The sequence below is a fragment of the Serratia sp. K-E0102 genome (assembly GCF_029962625.1).
GTDB lineage: Bacteria > Pseudomonadota > Gammaproteobacteria > Enterobacterales > Enterobacteriaceae > Serratia > Serratia sarumanii.
The window spans coordinates 4,409,611-4,430,130 of sequence record NZ_CP124754.1 but is presented as its reverse complement, the minus strand read 5'-3'; the positions used below and the strand labels follow the sequence as shown (position 1 = coordinate 4,430,130).

At 62.1% G+C, this 20,520-nt stretch carries 18 protein-coding genes; 12 read left to right on the top strand and 6 right to left on the bottom strand.

The annotated features are described in order from the left end of the window. Positions 1–130 precede the first annotated feature (130 nt). Entirely contained in the window at positions 131–913 is a 783-nt protein-coding gene (gene ygiD, locus SSARUM2_RS21015; protein ID WP_049212940.1) for a 4,5-DOPA dioxygenase extradiol, read from the top strand. A gap of 48 nt (positions 914–961) precedes the next feature. On the opposite strand, the gene SSARUM2_RS21010 is transcribed toward ygiD, so the two are convergent. Together SSARUM2_RS21010 and SSARUM2_RS21005 are read right to left on the bottom strand one after the other, a co-directional pair. After that, on the bottom strand, positions 962–2,122 hold the full coding sequence (locus SSARUM2_RS21010; RefSeq protein WP_033649062.1) for a glutathionylspermidine synthase family protein: 1,161 nt from the start codon (positions 2,120–2,122) through the stop codon (positions 962–964). Positions 2,123–2,125: 3 nt separating this feature from the next. Further along, positions 2,126–2,788, bottom strand: a complete 663-nt coding sequence (locus SSARUM2_RS21005; RefSeq protein WP_015379087.1) for a DUF1190 family protein — start codon at positions 2,786–2,788, stop codon at positions 2,126–2,128. A 353-nt stretch (positions 2,789–3,141) separates the two neighbouring features. Between SSARUM2_RS21005 and SSARUM2_RS21000 the strand changes: the two genes are divergently transcribed. From SSARUM2_RS21000 to dhaM, 4 genes are read left to right on the top strand one after another with little or no spacing between them, the layout of a single operon-like run. Further along, positions 3,142–4,242: a glycerol dehydrogenase gene (locus tag SSARUM2_RS21000; protein ID WP_060453183.1), complete on the top strand. Its 1,101-nt coding sequence runs from the start codon at positions 3,142–3,144 to the stop codon at positions 4,240–4,242. A gap of 51 nt (positions 4,243–4,293) precedes the next feature. Then, the gene (gene dhaK, locus SSARUM2_RS20995; protein WP_041036734.1) at positions 4,294–5,364 is read left to right on the top strand and encodes a dihydroxyacetone kinase subunit DhaK; all 1,071 of its coding nucleotides are present in this window, start codon (positions 4,294–4,296) and stop codon (positions 5,362–5,364) included. Positions 5,365–5,373: 9 nt separating this feature from the next. Beyond that, positions 5,374–6,006 (top strand): dihydroxyacetone kinase subunit DhaL, encoded by a 633-nt coding sequence (gene dhaL / locus SSARUM2_RS20990; RefSeq protein WP_033636066.1) that lies wholly within the window; start codon positions 5,374–5,376, stop codon positions 6,004–6,006. 11 nt (positions 6,007–6,017) lie between these two features. Further along, positions 6,018–7,448, top strand: a complete 1,431-nt coding sequence (gene dhaM, locus SSARUM2_RS20985; RefSeq protein ID WP_060453182.1) for a dihydroxyacetone kinase phosphoryl donor subunit DhaM — start codon at positions 6,018–6,020, stop codon at positions 7,446–7,448. A gap of 4 nt (positions 7,449–7,452) precedes the next feature. On the opposite strand, the gene dhaR is transcribed toward dhaM, so the two are convergent. Together dhaR and hasF are read right to left on the bottom strand one after the other, a co-directional pair. Then, positions 7,453–9,402 (bottom strand): dihydroxyacetone kinase operon transcriptional regulator DhaR, encoded by a 1,950-nt coding sequence (dhaR, locus tag SSARUM2_RS20980; protein WP_041036731.1) that lies wholly within the window; start codon positions 9,400–9,402, stop codon positions 7,453–7,455. Between the two features lie 150 nt (positions 9,403–9,552). Beyond that, entirely contained in the window at positions 9,553–11,070 is a 1,518-nt protein-coding gene (gene hasF / locus SSARUM2_RS20975; protein ID WP_041036729.1) for a multidrug efflux transporter outer membrane subunit HasF, read from the bottom strand. 347 nt (positions 11,071–11,417) lie between these two features. Here hasF and nudF point away from each other — a divergent pair, with 347 nt between their 5' ends. The 6 genes from nudF to SSARUM2_RS20945 all read left to right on the top strand — a co-directional run bounded on the left by nudF (position 11,418) and on the right by SSARUM2_RS20945 (position 16,854). After that, positions 11,418–12,050: an ADP-ribose diphosphatase gene (nudF, locus tag SSARUM2_RS20970; protein ID WP_033649068.1), complete on the top strand. Its 633-nt coding sequence runs from the start codon at positions 11,418–11,420 to the stop codon at positions 12,048–12,050. Further along, positions 12,050–12,475, top strand: coding sequence for a DUF1249 family protein (locus tag SSARUM2_RS20965; protein WP_004937244.1), 426 nt, complete (start codon positions 12,050–12,052; stop codon positions 12,473–12,475). Before nudF ends, SSARUM2_RS20965 begins: the two co-directional genes overlap by 1 nt. Positions 12,476–12,502: 27 nt before the next feature. Continuing rightward, positions 12,503–13,330 (top strand): 3',5'-cyclic-AMP phosphodiesterase, encoded by an 828-nt coding sequence (gene cpdA, locus SSARUM2_RS20960; protein WP_033636061.1) that lies wholly within the window; start codon positions 12,503–12,505, stop codon positions 13,328–13,330. Continuing rightward, complete coding sequence (gene yqiA / locus SSARUM2_RS20955) at positions 13,330–13,914, top strand: esterase YqiA (protein ID WP_025304306.1); 585 nt, start codon at positions 13,330–13,332, stop codon at positions 13,912–13,914. Before cpdA ends, yqiA begins: the two co-directional genes overlap by 1 nt. A 46-nt stretch (positions 13,915–13,960) precedes the next feature. After that, positions 13,961–15,856: a DNA topoisomerase IV subunit B gene (gene parE, locus SSARUM2_RS20950; RefSeq protein ID WP_282488509.1), complete on the top strand. Its 1,896-nt coding sequence runs from the start codon at positions 13,961–13,963 to the stop codon at positions 15,854–15,856. Positions 15,857–15,939: 83 nt separating this feature from the next. Next, positions 15,940–16,854, top strand: coding sequence for a LysR substrate-binding domain-containing protein (locus SSARUM2_RS20945; protein ID WP_049212936.1), 915 nt, complete (start codon positions 15,940–15,942; stop codon positions 16,852–16,854). Between the two features lie 5 nt (positions 16,855–16,859). Here the strand turns inward: SSARUM2_RS20945 and SSARUM2_RS20940 are convergent, their stop codons facing one another. Beyond that, positions 16,860–17,168, bottom strand: a complete 309-nt coding sequence (locus SSARUM2_RS20940; protein ID WP_060453190.1) for a putative quinol monooxygenase — start codon at positions 17,166–17,168, stop codon at positions 16,860–16,862. 33 nt (positions 17,169–17,201) lie between these two features. Then, positions 17,202–17,783, bottom strand: coding sequence for an NAD(P)H-dependent oxidoreductase (locus tag SSARUM2_RS20935; RefSeq protein ID WP_033636059.1), 582 nt, complete (start codon positions 17,781–17,783; stop codon positions 17,202–17,204). 315 nt (positions 17,784–18,098) lie between these two features. On the opposite strand from SSARUM2_RS20935, the gene parC reads away from it, so the two are divergent. Further along, positions 18,099–20,372, top strand: coding sequence for a DNA topoisomerase IV subunit A (parC, locus tag SSARUM2_RS20930; RefSeq protein WP_033636058.1), 2,274 nt, complete (start codon positions 18,099–18,101; stop codon positions 20,370–20,372). Positions 20,373–20,520 lie beyond the last annotated feature (148 nt).

The following is a 20,520-nucleotide window of genomic DNA, read 5'->3' as shown; positions in this document are numbered from 1 at the left end:
TGTCTGCCGGCGCATTCCTCCGCTTTTAATTCAAATTTATTGAAGATCTTCATCACAGTTATCCGGCTGTGTTGGCGCGGCAAAGCGCGTAATGTAGCGGCATAGCACAATTTGAACTAAGGATCTCCCTATGAACACCTCTCGTATGCCGGCACTGTTTCTTGGCCACGGTAGCCCGATGAACGTGCTGGAAGACAACCGCTACACCCGGGCATGGCGTGCGTTGGGTGAGTCATTGCCGCGCCCGAAGGCGATCGTGGCGGTTTCCGCGCATTGGTATACCCGCGGCACCGCGGTCACCGCGATGGAAAAACCCAAAACCATTCACGACTTCGGCGGGTTCCCGCAGGCGCTGTTTGATACCCGTTATCCGGCGCCGGGCTCTCCCGCGCTGGCTGCGCAGCTGCAGCAAATGCTGGCGCCGGTGCCGGTGACGGCCGATCTCGGCGAGTGGGGGTTGGATCACGGAACCTGGGGCGTGTTGATCAAGATGTACCCCAATGCTGACATCCCGGTGGTGCAGCTCAGCGTCGACGGCACGCAGCCGGCGGCCTATCACTATGAGCTGGGGCGCAAACTGGCGGCGCTGCGCGATGAGGGGGGGATGATTGTCGCCAGCGGCAACGTGGTGCACAACCTGCGCATGGTGAAATGGCAGGGCGATACCAGCGCCTACCCGTGGGCGGAATCGTTCAATAACTTTGTCCGGGATAACCTGCGTTATCGGGGCGATAACCATCCGCTGGTGGATTTCATGCGCCATGAGGGGGCAGCGCTGTCGAATCCGACGCCGGAACACTATCTGCCGTTGCTGTACGTGCTTGGCGGCTGGGATGGCAAAGAGGCCATCAGCGTGCCGATCGACGGTATCGAAATGGGAGCGCTGAGCATGCTGTCGGTGCAGGTGGGCTAAAGAAAAAACGCCAGTCAGAGACTGGCGTTTTGGTCTCGGCGGGGCTAATCAGCCGAGGATGGTGTGCGGATAGAAGCGCGACAGATCCTGCGTGATCAGTTCGCGATCTTCGCGCAGGCCAATGCCGCAAGGTTGATCGTTCACCAGCCAACTGCCGATCAGCGTGTAGCTGTCTTCGAACTTCGGCAACGGATGGAACTGCTGCACGATCATGCCTTCTTCACCGTACGGCCCATCGACGCGCGCCACTTCCTGACCGTTTTCGACGATCTGAATGTTCGCGCCTTCGCGTGAGAACAGCGGCTTGGTGACGTAATGATCCATCGGCGGATGATCGTCTTGCGCGAAATAAGCCGGCAATAGATTCGGGTGGTTCGGGAACATTTCCCACAGCAGCGGCAGCAGCGCTTTGTTGGAGATGATGCTCTTCCAGGCCGGCTCCAGCCAGCGCACGCCGGCGTCTTCCAGCTTGGTGGAGAACATCTCGCGCAGCATGAATTCCCACGGGTAGAGCTTGAACAGGTTGCCGATCACCTGATCCTGCAGATCGGTAAACTGGCCTTTCTCGCCGAGGCCAATCTCTTCCATGAACAGGAACTCGGTCGGCAGACCGGCTTCCTGCGCGCAGTCCTGCAGATATTGCACCGTGCCGCGATCTTCTTCGCTGTCCTGGCAGCACGCCAGGTGCAACAGGCCGAAGCCGTGATGCGCTTTCAGCTCGGCGAAACGCTCGATCAGCTTCTCCTGCAGGCTGTTGTACTGATCCGATTCCGGATCCAGCTTGCCGGCGTTGATCTGGTCTTCCAGCCACAGCCACTGGAAAAAGGCCGCCTCATACAGCGAGGTTGGCGTATCGGCGTTGTTCTCCAGCAGCTTCGGCGGGTTAACGCCGTCGTAGGCCAGATCGAGACGCGAATACAGCGACGGCTGATTGGTGCGCCACGAACTGCGCACGAACTCCCAAGTGTGTTTCGGGATGCAGAACTTGGCCATCAGCTCGTCGCTGCCGACCACTTTTTCCACCACCTGCAGACACATCTGGTGCAGCTCGGCGGTGGCACTTTCGATCTCTTCAATCTGCGCCAGCGTGAACTGGTAATAGGCGTCTTCACACCAGTACGGCTCGCCGTACATGGTGTGGAAACGGAAACCGAACTCGGTCGCTTTTTCACGCCAGTCCGGGCGCTCGGTAATAGCAATACGTTTCATGCATCAACCGCCCATGCTGCGGGAGCCGGAGTTGGAGGTGGCGCTGCTGCGCTGCATGCTGGTCTGCTTGGCTACGGTCTCGCCGAAACCGCCGCGGGTCACGGTGTTGGTGACCGCAGGCTTCGGCGCCATGGCGGTTTTCGGCACCGTCATGGTGCGGCCGCCGGCGGTGGCCGGGCCGTAGCTCTTGCCGCTGGCGTCGACAAACTTGCCGTTCGCCGGGCTGGCGGCGTTCTTGGAGGTGAACAGCGGCTGCTGCGCGAAGCCGGAGCCGCCCATCAGGCGGCCCATCATGTAACCCGCCATCAGCGGCATCCAGAAGCTGCCGCTGCTTTGCGATTCCGCCGCCATGCCGGCCTGTGCCGGTGCCTGGGTGCACTGCGCTTCGCCGAACTCGGCGACGCAGTCTTCGCGGGTGGCGTATTTCGGCGCGGTTTTCGCCGCTTCCTTCAGGGCGTTGTTGTAGGAGGTGGTGCACTGCTCGCTCATCGAAGGATTGGCGCGCGAACAGTCATCGGCATTCTGATACAGGGAGACCGTTTCATCGCTCTTCTCGCAGCCGGCCAGCATAAAGACGGCGCTGATCGCCAAGGCCACGGGCGCGACACGGTAGCTGCGCCAGGATTTGCGGAACGTCTCTTGGTTGATGTTTTTTGTCCGTTTCATCGTTATCAATCCCATCATGCGGGCTGTTTTCGCCCTTTCCCAGTAGTGGCGCTAAGGATAGGGGAAACATGGTCAAAATTAAAGCTGAAACGCCCGCAGAATCGACTCTTTACGCAGTTATACGTTGGGGTGTGCGCCAGTTCGCTTTCGCGGCGAAAAAACGCGCGTTGGCGTTTCATCATGAAACGTTGTCGCTATGATGATGTTCCATAATGGAACAAAAATCGCGAGGCTCGCCAGGCGGGCGGCGGGCGCTCATAGTCGAAGCACAACAACAAGCCGGCGGCGAAGTCGGCGCGTCATCACCTGATATCTGAACGTTACCATCGCCAACTCCCTACAAGGATCCGGTTATGTTGAGAATCATCCAGTCACCAGGCAAATATATTCAGGGCGCCAATGCGGTGGCCGCCGTCGGCGAATACGCCAAATCCCTCGCCGATCACTATCTGGTGATCGCCGACGACTTCGTGATGCAGCTGGCGGGCGACACCCTAATGGGCAGCCTGCAGCAGCACGGTGTGAAACATCATGCGGCCCGCTTCAACGGCGAATGCTGCCGCAAGGAGATAGACCGGCTCGGCCATGAGCTGCAGGCTCACGGCTGCCGCGGCGTGATCGGCGTCGGCGGCGGCAAGACGCTCGACACCGCCAAGGCCGTGGCGCACTACCAACAGCTGCCGGTGGTGCTCATTCCCACCATCGCCTCCACCGATGCGCCGACCAGCGCGCTGTCGGTTCTCTACACCGAACAGGGCGAATTCGCCGAGTACCTGATTTACCCGCGCAACCCGGACATGGTGGTGATGGACAGCGCCATCATCGCCAAAGCGCCGGTGCGTCTGCTGGTGGCCGGCATGGGCGACGCACTTTCCACCTATTTCGAGGCGCAGGCCTGCTTCGACGCCCAGGCCACCAGCATGGCCGGCGGCAAATCGACGCTGGCGGCGCTCAGCCTGGCGCGGCTGTGTTATGACACGCTGCTGGCGGAAGGGGTGAAAGCCAAACTGGCGGTCGAGGCCGGCGTGGTGACGGAAGCGGTGGAACGCATCATTGAGGCCAATACCTATCTGAGCGGCATCGGCTTCGAGAGCAGCGGGCTGGCGGCGGCGCACGCCATTCACAACGGTTTTACCGTGCTCGAAGAGTGCCACCACCTGTATCACGGTGAGAAAGTGGCGTTCGGCACCCTGGCGCAGCTGGTGCTGCAGAACAGCCCGATGGCGCAGATTGAAACCGTGCTGGCGTTTTGTCATGGCATCGGCCTGCCGATCTCGCTGGCGCAGATGGGCGTCACCGGCGATGCGGCGGCGAAGATCATGGCGGTGGCCGAAGCCAGCTGCGCCGCCGGCGAAACCATTCACAACATGCCGTTCAAGGTTACTCCCGCGGGCGTGCAGGCGGCGATCCTGACGGCGGATCGGCTGGGCGCCGCCTGGCTGCAGCATCATTGATATCGTTGGGGCGCGGTGCGCCGCGCCCCTGTTCTTACAGAGGAAACCATCGTGAAAAAACTGATTAATCAGGTCGAGTCGGTGTTGGAAGAGCAGTTGCAGGGGCTGGCGGAGGCTCATCCCGAGTTGCTGGTGCACGCGGATCCGCTGTTCGTGACCCGCGCCGATGCGCCGGTGGCGGGCAAGGTGGCGATCCTGTCCGGCGGCGGCAGCGGCCATGAGCCGATGCACTGCGGTTTCGTCGGCGAAGGGATGCTCGATGGCGCCTGTCCGGGCGAGATTTTCACCTCGCCGACGCCGGATAAAATGTACGAGTGCGGCCAGGCGATCGACGGCGGCGCCGGGGTGCTGATGCTGATCAAGAACTACACCGGCGACGTGCTCAACTTCGAAACCGCCACCGAGCTGCTGCACGACAGCGGCGTCGCGGTGGCGACGGTGCTGGTGGATGACGACGTGGCGGTCAAAGACAGCCTGTTTACCGCCGGGCGGCGCGGGGTGGCGAACACCGTGCTGATGGAGAAACTGCTGGGCGCCGCCGCGGCGCGCGGCGACGATCTGGACAGCGTGGTGACGTTAGGGCATCGCATCAACAACCACGGGCACTCGATCGGCATCGCGCTGGGGGCTTGCACCGTGCCGGCCGCCGGCAAGCCGTCGTTCACCCTGGCGGAAAACGAAATGGAGTTCGGAGTTGGCATTCACGGCGAGCCGGGCATTGCGCGCCGCCCGTTCACCACGCTCAACGCGGCGGTGGACGACATGTTCCATACGCTGATCGACCACGGCCACTATCAGCGCACGATCCGCGTCTGGGATCGTCAGCAGGGCGAGTGGCGCGACGAGATGCAGACCAAGCAGCCGCTGACGCGCGGCGATCGGGCCATCGCGCTGGTCAACAACCTGGGCGCCACGCCGCTGTCTGAGCTGTACGGCGTATACCATCGGCTGGCGGAGCGCTGCGCCGAGGCGGGCATCATCATTGAGCGAAATCTGGTGGGCTCTTACTGCACTTCGCTCGATATGCAGGGCGTGTCCATCACGCTGTTGAACGTGGACGACGAGCTGTTGTCCTTGTGGGATGCGCCGGTGAAAACGCCTGCGCTGCGTTGGGGTTGCTGAGGAGGAATCATGGCGTTGACCAAACAACAGGTTGTCGATTGGCTGATGCGTTGCGGCGAGGTGTTCAGCCGGGAGCGCGATTTTCTGACCCGGCTGGACACCGAGATAGGCGATGCCGACCACGGTTTGAACATGAATCGCGGTTTCAACAAGGTGGTGGAAAAGCTGCCGTCGGTGGCGGACAAGGACATCGGCTTCATCCTGAAAAACACCGGCATGACGCTGCTGTCGAGCGTGGGCGGCGCCAGCGGCCCGCTGTTCGGCACCTTCTTCATCCGCGCGGCGCAGGCGGCGAACGCCAAGCAAAGCCTGGATCTGGCGGAGCTGCATCAAATGATGCAAGAGGGGGTTGAAGGCGTGGTGATGCGCGGTAAGGCGGAGCCGGGCGACAAGACCATGTGCGACGTCTGGTGGCCGGTGGTGGAAAGCCTCGGGCAGTCCGCGCAGCAGAACCTGAGCGTGGCGGAGGCGCTGCAGCGCGCCGCCGACAGCGCCGAGCGGGCGGTGGAGAGCACCATTACCATGCAGGCGCGCAAGGGGCGGGCCAGTTACCTGGGCGAGCGCAGCATCGGCCACCAGGATCCCGGCGCCACTTCGGTGATGTTGATGATGAAAACGCTGGCCGAGGTCGCCGGCAGCTAGCAGGAGGCGAGATGATTAATATCGTGGTGGTTTCGCACAGCGCGTTGCTGGCGCGCGGCGTTGAGCAACTGGCGCGGCAGATGATGCGCGGCGACGGCTGCAAACTGGTGCTGGCGGCGGGCGTGGATGACGAGCAGCACCCGATCGGCACGGACGCCGTCAAAGTGATGGAGGCGATCGAAGCGGTCGCCGACGGCGACGGCGTTCTGGTGCTGATGGATCTGGGCAGCGCGCTGCTCAGCGCCGAAACCGCGCTCGATCTGCTGGATCCGGACGTGGCTGTCAAAGTGCGGCTGTGTGCGGCGCCGCTGGTCGAAGGTACGCTGGCGGCGGTGGTGGCCGCCAACTCTGGTGCCGCGCTGGAGCAGGTGGTGGCGGAGGCGCAGGGCGCGCTGCAGGCCAAACAGGCGCAGCTGGGCGAAGGCTCGCCGGCCGCAAAAAGCGCGGCCTTGCCGCTGGCGCAGGGCAAAAGCGCAACCTGGACGGTGCAGAACCCGCATGGGCTGCATGCGCGCCCGGCGGCGCGGTTGGTCGAGGCGCTGGCGCCGTTCAAGGCTGAGCTGGTGCTGGAAAAGCAGGGGCAGTGCATCGATCCGCGCAGCCTCAATCAGCTGGCGCTGCTGCAGGTGCGCCACGGCGACACCATTCGCCTGATCGCCGACGGCGCGCAGGCGGACGAAGCGCTGGCGGCGTTCAAAGCGCTGGCGGAACAACATTTCGGCGAGACGGTTTCCGAGCGGCAGCAGCCTTCGCTGCATGGCATTCCGGTGGCGGAAAGCGTCACCAGCGGGCCGGTGTTCCAGGCCCATAGCTTCTGGCCGCCAGCCGCCGATCGACGAATCGGCGCAGACGAGGTGTTGGGCGAACAGCAACGCCTGCGTGAGGCGCTGCAGCGCACGCTGAGCGATCTGAACCGGCTGGCAGAGCGCACCGGCACGCTGATCGGCAAGCCGCAGGCGGCGATCTTCGGCGCCCACAGCATGCTGCTGGACGATCCGGATCTGCAGCAGGCGGCGTACACCCGCATCGCGCAGCAGTTGTGCAACGCCGAGCAGGCCTGGCGACAGGTGCTGGAGGCGATCGCCGAAGAGTACCGCGAGCTGGATGACGACTACATGCGGGCGCGCGAACTGGACGTGCGCGACATGCTGCGCCGCACGCTGTGCCATCTGCAGGGGCTGCCGTTACCGACGATTGCGCTGGCAGAGCCGTCGATACTGGTGATGGACGAACTGATGCCTTCGGAGGTGGTGATGCTCGACAGGCGGCTGGTGCTCGGCATCTGCCTGAGCGGCGGCAATGCCCTGTCGCACAGCGCCATTCTGGCGAAGGCGATGGGCATGCCGATGGTGGTCGGCATGCAGGATTGCCTGAGCAAAACCCGCAGCGGGCAGAAGGCGATGCTGGACGCCGCGCGCGGGGTACTGCAGCTCAGCCACTAGGCGTTCAGGCGCGCAGCTTGAACTGGCGGATGTCGATCCCGTGCTGTTTGATCTTCCGCCACAGGGTGGTGCGGCCGATGCCCAACAGCTGCGCCATTTCCGTCAGCTGGCCGCGGCTGACGGTCGCCGCGCGCAGGATCGCCTGGCGCTCCATGTCCGTCAGCGTCAGCAGCGGCGCGCCGGGCTGCGGATCGCTTTCCAGCAGCGACGGCTGGCCGAGCAGGTGCGCCGGCAGATCCGCCAATTGGATGTGGTGGCCGTGGCAGATCATTGCCGCGCGCTCCACCACCCCTTTCAGTTCCAAATCGTTGCCCGGCCACAGGTAGAGCGCCAGCTGGGCCATCACTTCGTCATCCACCCGAAAGCGACACTGAAAATGCTGCTCCAGCGTGCGCAGATGGTGTTTGACCAGCAGCGGAATATCGCTCAGCCGCTGGCGCAGCGGCGGGATCTGAATCTCGAACGCCTGCAGGCTGTAAAACAGCTGGCGGCGGAAGCGGTTTTGCTGCACCAGCAGCGGCAGATCGGCGGCGCTGCCGGCGATGACTCGGACATCGACCGGGATCACCCGGCTGGAATTGAGGCGGATCACCACGCCGGTTTTCAGCACCTGCAGCAATGCCGATTGCATCTCCGCCGGCAGGTATTCGATCTGTTCGAGGTACAGCGTGCCGCCGTTGGCCAATTCGAATTTACTCAGCTGGCCCGCCTCTTCTTCGTTGGCGTCGCTGCCCAGCAGTTCACGCAGCCCCTGCGCCTGCGGCAGCAGCTGGCAGTTGAGGGCGATATACGGCCCGGCGGCGCGTTCGCCGGCGTTGTGGATAGCCTGGCTGAGCCGCTCTTTACCAACCCCTTCCTCCCCGCGCAGCAGGATTGGATGCTGGCCCTTGGCCGCCTGCTGCCCGTAACGGATCAGCCGCCGCATCTCCAGCGAGGCGGAGGGCATTTGCTCGAAGCTGTGGCTGACGCGCCCCAACTGGCTGCTGACATACTGGCGTAGCCGCTCGAGCGGGTGCAGCAGGGCGATGAAACTGCAGCGATCGCCGTCGAAAATCGGCTTTAGCGTCAGCAGGGCGGCGATAAACTGCCGCTGGCTTTCGAAGGTGACTTCGACGTGTTGCAGCGGCTGCCGGTCGGCGATAGCGCGCTTGAGCAGGGCGGGCAGCGTCAGCAGCTGCGCCAGCGGTTTGCCCTGGCTCTGCTGCTCGTCCAGCTTCAGCAGGGCGGCGGCGCGCTGGTTGATGTATTGCAGATAGCCGCGGTGATCCCAGGCCATCACGCCGTCGTCCACGCCGTCCAGCAGGCCGTAAAGCTGATTCAGATGGCGGTTGGATTCCGCCAGCAGGCCGTCGGCGTTCAGCGAGTTGCCGATTTCGCGGGCGATGGCCAGCGTCAGCGACAGATCGCCGGCGGCGCAGTCGGCCAACAGACAGCCCAGCGCGATCGAACCGCGCTGGCGGCCGCTGTTGTCGTAGACCGGCGTAGCGCAGAACGACCAGCCGTGCAGCGCCCGGCGCACGTGCTCCCCGCCGCTCACCCGCACCGGGTGGCCTTCCGTTGCTGCCAGCGTCGGGGCGTTGGTGCCGATCTGCCCTTCGGCCCAGTAAGCGCCGGGGGCGAACCCCAGTTGCTGTAAATGTTCCCAGGTTTGGGCGTCGCCGCAGCGCCACAGCATGCAGCCGCTCTCGTCGAGGATCATCAACAGACAACGACGTGGCTCCATGTACTCGCAGGCGTCTTCCAGCGCCGCCTGGCCGAGCGTCAGCAGATCGTTCTTGCGGCGGCAAATCGATTCGAAGGTGGCGCCCTGAGCGCGGTGCGGTGCTTGCCAGACGTCGGGCTGCATCAGGCTGCGGCAGCGCAGCCAGGAGGCGTAAACCGCCTGTGCCGGGCGCAGCGGCGGCGGCAGTTCGCCGTCGTTAATCAGCCGTTGCCAGCGTGAATCGTTGTCCATCGAACCTCATCCAGACTGCGAAAACGAGAGTGACGATGATACCACCTGACGTGGCGGCGGCTGTGAGACGGCGGGCAGAAGTGGTGAAATCGAGGCAAAAAAAACGGGGCGCGGCGCAGGCCGAACCCCGTGTTTATCAATGTGCGCGCATCAGTTGCGGAATGGGTTGCCGCTGTTGCGAGCCGGTTGGCTGGTGGCCACGGCCGGCGCGGATGCGCGAGTGGCCGCCGGTACCGGCGCCGCGGTTTGCTGCATCGGCGCATTGTCCTGATAGCCGTCTGCATAGGCGTCCTGCGCGCGATTCTGCGGCGCCACGGCGTCAGGTGCGGTCGACACCGGTTTGCCCAACGCGCCGTTCAGCAGCAGCAAATCGTTCTGGTTCAGCGTGCCGAGCGCCGACTTGATGTTCAACTGGTTGATCAGATAGGTATAACGCGCGTCGGACAGCTGACGTTTGGCGTTATACAGCGTGGTGGTGGCGTCCAGCACGTCGACGATGGTGCGGGTACCGACCTGATAACCGGCTTCCATCGCGTCCAGGGAGCTTTGCGCGGAGATCACCGCCTGTTTGTAGGCGTTGATGCTGCTGATCGAGGCGTTAACGTTGTTGAACGACGAACGCACGGTCTGCACCACGCTGCGGTGTGAGCTTTCCAACTGCTCGCTGGCGCCGACGAAGCCGTACTGCGCTTGTTTGACCTGCGAGTTGGTCGCGCCGCCGCTGTACAGCGGCAGGTTGAAGCTGATGCCGACCTTATTTTGGCCCGCATCGGAGTCGCTGTAGCGTGCGGCATTTGCGCCGCCGGTGTTGGAGCCGTTGTATTTGGTATTGCTGATGCCGGTTGATGCGCTGACGTCAATCGTCGGCATATAGCCGGTTTGGGCTGCGCGGATTTGCTCGCGCGCCAGGTCCTGGCTCAGACGGGCGGACAGCAGGCTCAGGTTGCGCGCTTCCGCTTCTTTCAGCAGGTTGTTCACCGCTTCCGGGCGCTGGGTACTGAAGCGATCGGTATTCAACGAGGCCAGCTCCGGGTAGAAGGCCCCGGTCACCTGGCGCAGCGTTTCCAGCGCGTTATCCAGATCGTTGCGGGCGGAGACTTCCGCCGCCAGCACGGTGTCATAGTTCGAGCGGGCGTTCTGCACGTCGGTGATCGCCACCAGGCCCACGTTGAAGCGCTGGGTGGTTTGATCCAGCGTGCGGTATACCGCATCTTTCTGCGCCTGAGTATAGGACAGCGTGTCGATCGCCTTCAGCACGTTGAAGTAGGCGGTGGCGGTGTTGAGAATCAGCTGCTGCTCAGCGGTCTGGAAGGTGACGTCGGAGATGCCGGCGGTCTTTTCCTGCAGCGTCAGCTGGCGCCATTTCGACATGTCGAAAATAGTTTGCGTCAGCGCCAACGAACCGCTGGTCACGTTGCTGTTAACGCCATTGCTGTCACGATAACCGTTGGTGTAATCGTAACCTGCGGTTAAACCGAGCTGCGGCAGCAACGGGCTGCGCGCTTCATTGATCTTTTCGAATGCGGCGTCGCGGTCAGCAGCACTTTTGCGCAGATCCGGGTTACTTTCCCTGGCCTGTTTGTAGACCTGCAGCAGGTTCTCTGCCTGGCTCATTGCACTGAAGCCGCCCAGGCTCAGTCCGATAAGAAGGGGGAGCAGTTTCTTCATTTGCATTCCTTGTTGTGCAGCAATATTGCTATGTTAGCGCTGACGATAGACGAAATAGTTGCCGATTCTAGCAGAGTCTGGGGTACGCATCAGGTGGCTGAATGTGCCATCTCACGTAACTTTTACCTTTCAGACCGCCCATTTACCTTGGCGTACTGCCCGGGTCGACTGCAGCTGATATTATGGCTGACAATCCGGATTGTTTCCCGCTATTACCTGCGAGCGCACAAACGTGCCGCATCCGGCGGCGGAAAACAGCCTAACATAAAGCCGCGGCGGAGAGTCCCGCTGTTTCTGTCATCAAAACCGATTATTTTATCGGCATACTCAAGCAGGAGAATTCGCGCATGAACCGTTCGCAGCCGTCGCCCGTTACTTTCGAGAAAAAAGATGTAGAAATTATTGCACGCGAGACGCTGTACCGTGGTTTTTTTTCACTCAATTTATACCGGTTTCGCCATCGGTTGTTCAATGGCGAAATGAGCCCTGAAATCACGCGTGAAATTTTTGAACGCGGCCATGCGGCGGTGCTGCTGCCCTACGATCCGGTGCGCGACGAGGTTGTGCTGATTGAACAACTGCGCATCGCCGCGGTTGATACCAGCCATTCGCCCTGGCTGCTGGAAATGGTGGCGGGTATGATCGAGACCGGCGAAAGCGTCGAGGACGTGTGCCGCCGCGAAGCGCAGGAGGAGGCCGGCGTGGTGGTCGGGCGCTGCAAGCCGGTGCTGAGCTACCTGGCCAGCCCAGGCGGCACCAGCGAACGTCTGTCGATCATGGTCGGCGAGGTGGACGCCGGTACCGCTGAGGGCATCCACGGCCTGGCGGAAGAACATGAAGATATCCGCGTCCACGTGGTCAGCCGCGAGCAGGCTTACCGCTGGGTTGAGGAGGGCGCGATCGATAACGCCGCATCAGTGATTGCATTGCAATGGCTGGCGTTGCACCATGAATCGTTGAGAAAAGAGTGGGCCAACTAATGAAACAGCGCTATACCCCTGATTTCCCCGAAATGATGAGATTGTGCGAAACCAACTTCGCGCAATTGCGCCGCTTGCTGCCGCGCAACGACGAAGCGGGCGAAACGGTGACTTATCAGGTGAACGGCGCCGGCTATCGTTTGACCATCGTTGAGTCCACGCGTTACACGTCGCTGGTGGAGATCGAGCAGATCTTTCCGGCGGTCAGCTACTGGAGCCTGCCCGCGATGACGGTGCGGCTATACCATGACGCCATGGTTGCGGAAGTGTGTTCCAGTCAGCAGATCTATCGCTTTAAAGCGCGTTATGATTATCCTAATAAAAAGTTGCATCAACGCGACGAAAAGCATCAAATTAACCAGTTTCTTGCTGATTGGCTGCGCTACTGTTTGGCGCATGGAGCGATGGCGGTTCCGGTTTGTTAGACAGACTGAAATAACAAAGGACACCATTTGGAAAGCCTGTTTAAACTGCCCGTGGCGAGTGGGGCCGCGGTCAGGATTCTACAAATAACAGATACCCACCTTTTTGCCGGCGAACACGAAACGTTGCTCGGCATCAATACCTATCGCAGCTATCACGCGGTGCTGGACGCCATCCAGGCGCAGCGCCGCGACGTCGATTTGATCGTCGCCACGGGAGATTTGGCGCAGGATCATTCGCAAGAGGCCTACCGCCACTTCGCCGCCGGCATCGCGCAATTGCCGGCTCCCTGCGTGTGGCTGCCGGGCAACCATGATTTTCAACCGGCGATGGTCGATGCATTGGCCGCCGCCGGCATCGCGCCTTCCAAACAGGTGCTGCTGGGCGACAGCTGGCAGGTGCTGATGCTGGACAGCCAGGTGTTCGGCGTGCCGCACGGCGAATTGAGCGAATACCAGCTCGAGTGGATGGAGCGCTGCCTGCAGGCTCACCCCGAGCGCTATACGCTGTTGCTGCTGCACCATCATCCGCTGCCTTCCGGCTGCACCTGGCTCGATCAGCACAGCCTGCGCAACCCGCATATGCTGGGCGCGATCCTGCTGCGTTATCCGAAAGTGAATACCGTGGTGTGCGGGCACATTCACCAGGATCTGGATCTGGAATGGCAGGGCCGACGCCTGTTGGCGACGCCGTCCACCTGTGTGCAATTCAAGCCGCACTGCACGAACTTCACCATTGACGACGTCTCCCCCGGCTGGCGCTACCTCGATCTGCTGCCGGACGGCCGCGTCGAGACGCAGGTGTTCCGCCTGGAAAACGACGATTTCCGCCCCGATATGGACTCGGATGGATACTGATGCCTTCGACACTGCTCTACCTGCACGGTTTCAACAGTTCGCCGCAGTCGGCAAAGGCGGTGGCCTTCAAGGCCTGGCTGGCCGAGCACCATCCCGATATCGAAATGCTGGTGCCGCAGCTGCCGGCCTTTCCGGCGGAGGCCGCCGAGATGCTGGAGAATATGGTGCTGGAGCGCGCCGGCCAAACGCTCGGGCTGGTCGGTTCATCGCTGGGCGGCTATTACGCCACCTGGCTGTCGCAGTGTTTTTCGCTGCCGGCGGTGGTGGTCAACCCGGCGGTCAAGCCGTTTGAGCTGCTGGTCGACTATCTCGGCGCCAACGAGAACCCCTACACCGGCCAGCAATATGTGTTAGAGTCTCGGCACGTTTACGATCTGAAAGTGATGCAGATCGATCCCTTGGAGTCGCCGGATTTAATCTGGCTGCTGCAGCAAACGGGCGATGAAATTCTCGATTACGGCCAGGCAGTGGCGTATTACACTGCGTGTCGGCAAACGGTGGAGTCGGGTGGAAACCACGCCTTCGTCGGTTTCGAGCACTACTTCCCCCAGATTGTGGATTTTTTAGGGCTAAACGCGGTCTGACGGACCGTTCCGGCACCTCCCTTTAACCACGAAAAAATAATCAACGATGACTCAATCCAGCTATAACGCTGATGCCATTGAAGTACTCAGCGGTCTAGAACCAGTGCGCCGTCGTCCCGGCATGTATACCGACACGACGCGCCCAAACCACCTCGGCCAAGAGGTGATCGATAACAGCGTCGACGAAGCGTTGGCCGGTCACGCCAAGCGCATCGACGTGATTTTGCACGCCGATCAGTCGCTGGAAGTGATCGACGACGGCCGCGGCATGCCGGTGGACATCCACCCGGAAGAGGGCGTGCCGGCGGTTGAGTTGATCCTGTGCCGGCTGCACGCCGGCGGTAAATTCTCGAATAAAAACTACCAGTTCTCCGGCGGCCTGCACGGCGTGGGGATCTCGGTGGTCAACGCCCTGTCGAAGCGGGTGGAAGTCAACGTGCGCCGCGACGGCAACGTCTACGGCATCGCCTTCGAAAACGGCGACAAGGTGCAAGATCTGACGGTGACCGGCACCTGCGGCAAACGCAACACCGGCACCAGCGTGCACTTCTGGCCGGATGAGCAGTTCTTCGATAGCCCGCGCTTCTCGGTATCGCGCCTGACTCACCTGCTGAAAGCCAAAGCGGTGCTGTGCCCCGGCGTCGAGATCTATTTTATCGACAAGGTGAACAACACCGAACAGCGCTGGTGCTATCAGGACGGCCTGACCGACTACCTGATGGAAGCGGTCAACGGCCTGATTACCCTGCCGGAAGCGCCGTTCGTCGGCAATTTCACCGGGGACACCGAAGCGGTGGACTGGGCGCTGCTGTGGCTACCGGAAGGCGGTGAGCTGCTGACCGAAAGCTACGTCAACCTGATCCCGACCATGCAGGGCGGCACCCACGTCAACGGCCTGCGTCAGGGGCTGCTGGACGCGATGCGCGAGTTCTGCGAATTCCGCAACATTCTGCCGCGCGGCGTGAAGCTGTCGGCGGAGGATATCTGGGATCGCTGTGCCTACGTGCTGTCGGTGAAGATGCAGGATCCGCAGTTCGCCGGGCAGACCAAAGAGCGTCTCTCCTCGCGCCAGTGCGCGGCCTTCGTTTCCGGCGTGGTGAAAGACGCCTTCAGCCTGTGGCTGAACCAGAACGTTCAGGCGGCGGAACAGCTGGCCGAGCTGGCGATCTCCAGCGCCCAGCGCCGCCTGCGCGCCGCCAAGAAAGTGGTGCGCAAAAAGCTGACCAGCGGGCCGGCGCTGCCGGGCAAGCTGGCGGACTGCACCTCGCAGGATCTGGCCATGACCGAACTGTTCCTGGTGGAAGGGGACTCGGCGGGCGGATCGGCCAAGCAGGCGCGCGATCGCGAATATCAGGCGATCATGCCGCTCAAGGGCAAGATCCTGAACACCTGGGAAGTGTCTTCGGACGAAGTGCTGGCCTCGCAGGAAGTGCACGACATTTCCGTGGCGATCGGCATCGATCCGGACAGCGAAGATCTCAGCCAGCTGCGCTACGGCAAAATCTGCATCCTGGCGGATGCGGACTCCGACGGCCTGCACATCGCCACGCTGCTGTGCGCGCTGTTCGTGCGCCACTTCCGCTCGCTGGTGAAAGGCGGCCACGTCTATGTCGCCATGCCGCCGCTGTACCGTATCGATCTCGGTAAAGAGGTGTTCTACGCGCTGGATGAAGAAGAGAAAGCCGGCGTGCTGGAACAGCTGAAGCGCAAGAAGGGCAAGCCGAACGTACAGCGCTTTAAAGGGCTGGGCGAGATGAACCCGCTGCAGCTGCGCGAAACCACCCTCGATCCGAACACCCGCCGTCTGGTGCAACTGACGGTGGCAGAGGATGACGTCGATCAGACGCTGGCGGTGATGGACATGCTGTTGGCCAAGAAGCGTTCGGAAGATCGCCGCAACTGGCTGCAAGACAAGGGCGACATGGCCGAATTGGCGGTCTGAGCCTGACCCTGGCCCGGTGAAATGCCGGGCCTGCTTTCCCGCAGGGCGTTGCATGCGGCGCCCGTCAACCTGGGGCGAACCGCGTGAAGATCACCCTCGAAGAGCTGCTGGCGTTCACTGCGGTGGTCGACAGCGGTTCGGTCACCGCCGCCGCCGATCGGCTCGGCCAAACCACCTCCGGCGTCAGCCGCGCACTCAGCCGCCTGGAAACGAAACTCGACGCTACGCTCTTGCGCCGCACCACGCGTCGCCTGAGCCTGACCGAAGAAGGGCAGAGCTTCCTGGCGCCTGCGCGCGAAATACTGCGTTCGGTGGATCAGGCCGAAGAACTGATGGCGCTGCGGCGCCAGCTGCCCGCCGGTCGGCTGCGGGTCAACGCCGCCGCCCCTTTCATGGCGCACGTGCTGGTGCCGATGGTGGCGGAGTTCCGCCGCCGTTATCCGCAGATTGAGCTGGAGCTGGACACCGACGATCGCAATATCGACCTGTTGGAGAAACGCGCCGATATCGCGATCCGCATCGGCGCGCTGCGTGACTCCACGCTCCATGCGCGCCTGCTGGGGCACAGCCGGTTGCGCATCCTCGCCAGCCCGGATTACCTGCAACGGCATGGCGAACCGCGCGGCGTGGAAGATCTGCACCGCCATTGCCTGTTGGGATTCACCTACCCAGAATCGCTGAACCAGTGGCCGCTGCGTTACCGGCAGGCGCGGCATTTCGCCATCGAACCGACGATCTCGGCCTCCAGCGGGGAGACGCTGCGTGAGTTGGCGCTGCGCGGAGCGGGCATTGTACAGCTGGCGGACTTCATGACCCGCCGCGATCGGGAAGCGGGCAGGCTGGTGCCGCTGTTGGTGCGGGAGACGCTGGACGTGCGCCAGCCGATCAACGCGGTGTATTACCACGACGCCCAGCTGGCGGCGCGCCTCACCTGTTTTCTCGACTACGTCAGCGCCCGCCTTGAGGGAGAGCCGCCAGAGGCCGCAGAGGGCCTCTGAAGGGATTACAGCGCGTTTTCCAGCACGTAGATCTCGGTGCCCAGCACGTAGTCCTTGATGGTTTCGCGGTGCTTGAGCATATGGTCGATCTGCAGGTGTTTTTCCAGTTGCGCCTGGCTTTGCCATTTTTCCAGCATAAACACCGAATCCGGCGACAGTTTCTGCCAGGGAGCCTGCGTGTGGCTGTCTACCATCGGCGTGTATTCGCCGCAGCCTTCTTCCGCCAGCACCAGCGGCACCAGTTTTTCAATGGCTTGTAACACGGTGGCGCGGTGGCCGGGTTTGACTTTGATTTCTGCGATTACGGTGATCATCATTACCTCGTTGGTTAAGCCCTTCGCTGCCAGTTAAGCAAAAATTCCCGCCAGATGCTCGCGATAACGTGCGATGTCCGTTTCGATATCCGGTTGTTTTATCACGTCATTGCAGATAAAGGTCGGCAAGGCTTCCATCCCCAGGAACTGGTTGGCCTTGTGGAAGTGCAGGTAAACGCCGTCGACGCCGACGCCGTGGAAGAACTGGTTCGGATCGGTGAAGGCTTCGAGCGGGGCGTTCCAGGTCAGGCTCAGCAGGTATTTTTTGCCCTGAATCAGGCCGCCGGAGCCGTACTTCTTGCCGGCGTCGGAGCGGGTGCGGCCATCGCTGGCGTACAGGCTGCCGTGGCCGGCGGTGAACACTTCGTCGATGTATTTTTTCAGGATCCACGGCTCGCCCATCCACCAACCCGGCATCTGATAGATGACCGCGTCGGCCCACAGGTATTTCTGCACTTCGGCCTCAATGTCATAGCCGTCGTCGACCACCGTGACCTGCACCTCGTGCTGCAGATCGCGCAGGAAGCTTTCCGCCACGTCGCTCAGGGTTTGGTTGAGTTCGCCGTTGGAATGGCCGAATTGCTTTTTAGCGTTGATAATCAGGATATTGCTCATCTTTTGCGTCTCCCGTCAGAGTTAAGATAGATGCCGTTTTCCGCTGCGGTGCGCAAAAACAGCTTGCTGAACGAGAGTGTAATCGCTGGCCAGGCAAGGAAAAACGTGACGACAGGCACAACAGTGTTGATTCTTAATCAACAATCGCGATGGAATTTTGCCTAAACGTCCCGGCGGCAGCGCCTTCGGCCGACGATCCTTGCGCCAACTGTGACAGCCACCCCGCAGATGGGTTACTATCGCGGGCAGAATCGACAAGCGATGCCTTATTGTCGTCCAGGGATTGCCAAGCCACGGTCTGAGGATAATTGAGTAATGAGTGATCTGACTCATGATGGTGTAGAGCGTTTACCGCTGCACACATTCACTGAAAACGCCTATCTGAACTATTCCATGTACGTCATCATGGATCGGGCGTTGCCGTACATTGGCGACGGTTTGAAGCCGGTACAACGCCGCATCATCTACGCCATGTCTGAGCTGGGGCTGAACAACAGCGCCAAATTCAAGAAATCCGCCCGCACCGTGGGCGACGTGCTGGGTAAATACCACCCGCATGGCGACAGCGCGTGTTATGAAGCCATGGTGCTGATGGCGCAGCCGTTCTCGTACCGCTATCCGCTGGTGGACGGCCAGGGGAACTGGGGGGCGCCGGACGATCCCAAGTCGTTTGCGGCGATGCGTTATACCGAATCGCGCCTGTCCAAATATGCCGAAGTCTTGCTGGCCGAACTGGGGCAGGGCACCGTCGACTGGATCCCGAACTTTGACGGCACGCTGCAAGAGCCGAAGATGTTGCCGGCGCGCCTGCCGAACATCCTGCTGAACGGCACCACCGGCATCGCCGTCGGCATGGCGACCGACATTCCGCCGCACAACGTGCGCGAAGTCGCCGCCGCTGCGGTGGCGCTGCTCGACAAGCCGGGCGCCTCACTCGACGATCTGCTCGAATTCGTGCAGGGGCCGGACTTCCCGACCGAAGCCGAGATCATCACCCCGCGCGATGAAATCCGCAAAATTTACCAGAGCGGGCGCGGCTCGGTGCGCATGCGCGCCGTGTGGAAGAAAGAAGACGGCAGCGCGGTGATCACCGCCTTGCCGCACCAGGTGTCCGGCGCCAAGGTGCTGGAGCAGATCGCCAGCCAGATGCGCGCCAAGAAGCTGCCGATGGTCGAAGATCTGCGCGATGAGTCCGACCACGAAAACCCGACGCGTCTGGTGATCGTGCCGCGCTCCAACCGTATCGATCTGGAACAGGTGATGAACCACCTGTTCGCCACCACCGATCTGGAACGCAGCTACCGCATCAACATGAACATGATCGGTCTGGATAACCGCCCGCAGGTCAAAGGGCTGGTGGAGATCCTCACCGAATGGCTGGCCTACCGTCGCGACACGGTGCGCCGCCGCCTGAACTACCGCCTCGAGAAAGTGCTGAAACGCCTGCATATCCTCGAAGGTTTGCTGGTGGCGTTCCTCAATATCGACGAGGTGATCCACATCATCCGCAGCGAGGATGAGCCGAAGCCGGTGCTGATGCAGCGTTTCGGCATCTCCGACACCCAGGCGGAAGCGATCCTCGAGCTGAAACTGCGTCACCTGGCCAAGCTGGAAGAGGTCAAGATCCGCGGTGAGCAGGATGAGTTGGCGAAAGAGCGCGATCAGCTGCAGGCGCTGCTGGCGTCCGAACGCAAGCTGAACACGCTGATCAAGAAAGAGATCCAGGCCGATGCGCAGACCTACGGCGACGATCGCCGTTCGCCGCTGACCGAGCGTGCGGAAGCCAAGGCGATGAGCGAGCACGACTTCGTGCCGTCCGAGCCGGTGACCATCGTGCTGTCTGAAATGGGCTGGGTGCGCAGCGCCAAGGGCCACGACATCGATCCGGCCGGCCTGAGCTACAAGGCCGGCGACAGCTTCCGCGGCGCGGCGCGCGGCAAGAGCAACCAGCCGGTGGTATTCATCGACTCCACCGGGCGCAGCTATGCGCTCGATCCGATGACGCTGCCTTCGGCGCGCGGGCAGGGCGAGCCGCTGACCGGCAAGCTGACGCCGCCGCCGGGCGCCACCATTGAGCAGGTGCTGATGGCGGCCGACGATCAGAAGCTGCTGATGGCGTCGGATGCCGGTTACGGCTTCGTTTGCACCTTCAACGATTTGGTGGCGCGCAACCGCGCCGGCAAGGTGATGATCACGCTGCCGGACAACGCCAGGGCGCTGCCGCCGATGGAAATCCACGGCGCAGACGACATGCTGCTGTCGATCACCGCCGCCGGGCGCATGCTGATGTTCCCGGTCGCCGATCTGCCGCAGCTGTCGAAGGGCAAAGGCAACAAGATCGTCTCCATTCCGGCAGCCCAGGCGGCGGCCGGTGACGACAAGCTGGCCTGGCTGTTCGTGCTGCCGCCGCAGGCGTCCGTCACGCTGCACGTCGGCAAACGCAAGCTGACGCTGCGGCCGGAGGATTTGCAGAAATTCCGCGCCGAGCGCGGGCGCAAGGGCACTCAGCTGCCGCGCGGCCTGCAGCGCATCGATCGCGTCGAAGTGGATGCGCCGGTGCGGGCGTCGGGCGGCGACAGCGAAGAGTAAGCGTTAGCGCCAGCGTTAACGGGCGGTCGCAGCATGCTGTGGCCGCCTTATTTATTTTTACTGGCGTTTATTTTCCAAATAGTTAACATTTCTGCGCATAAAATTATTGTGCGTATTGCCGGCTGGCGGGAAAATAGCGAGAAAGGCA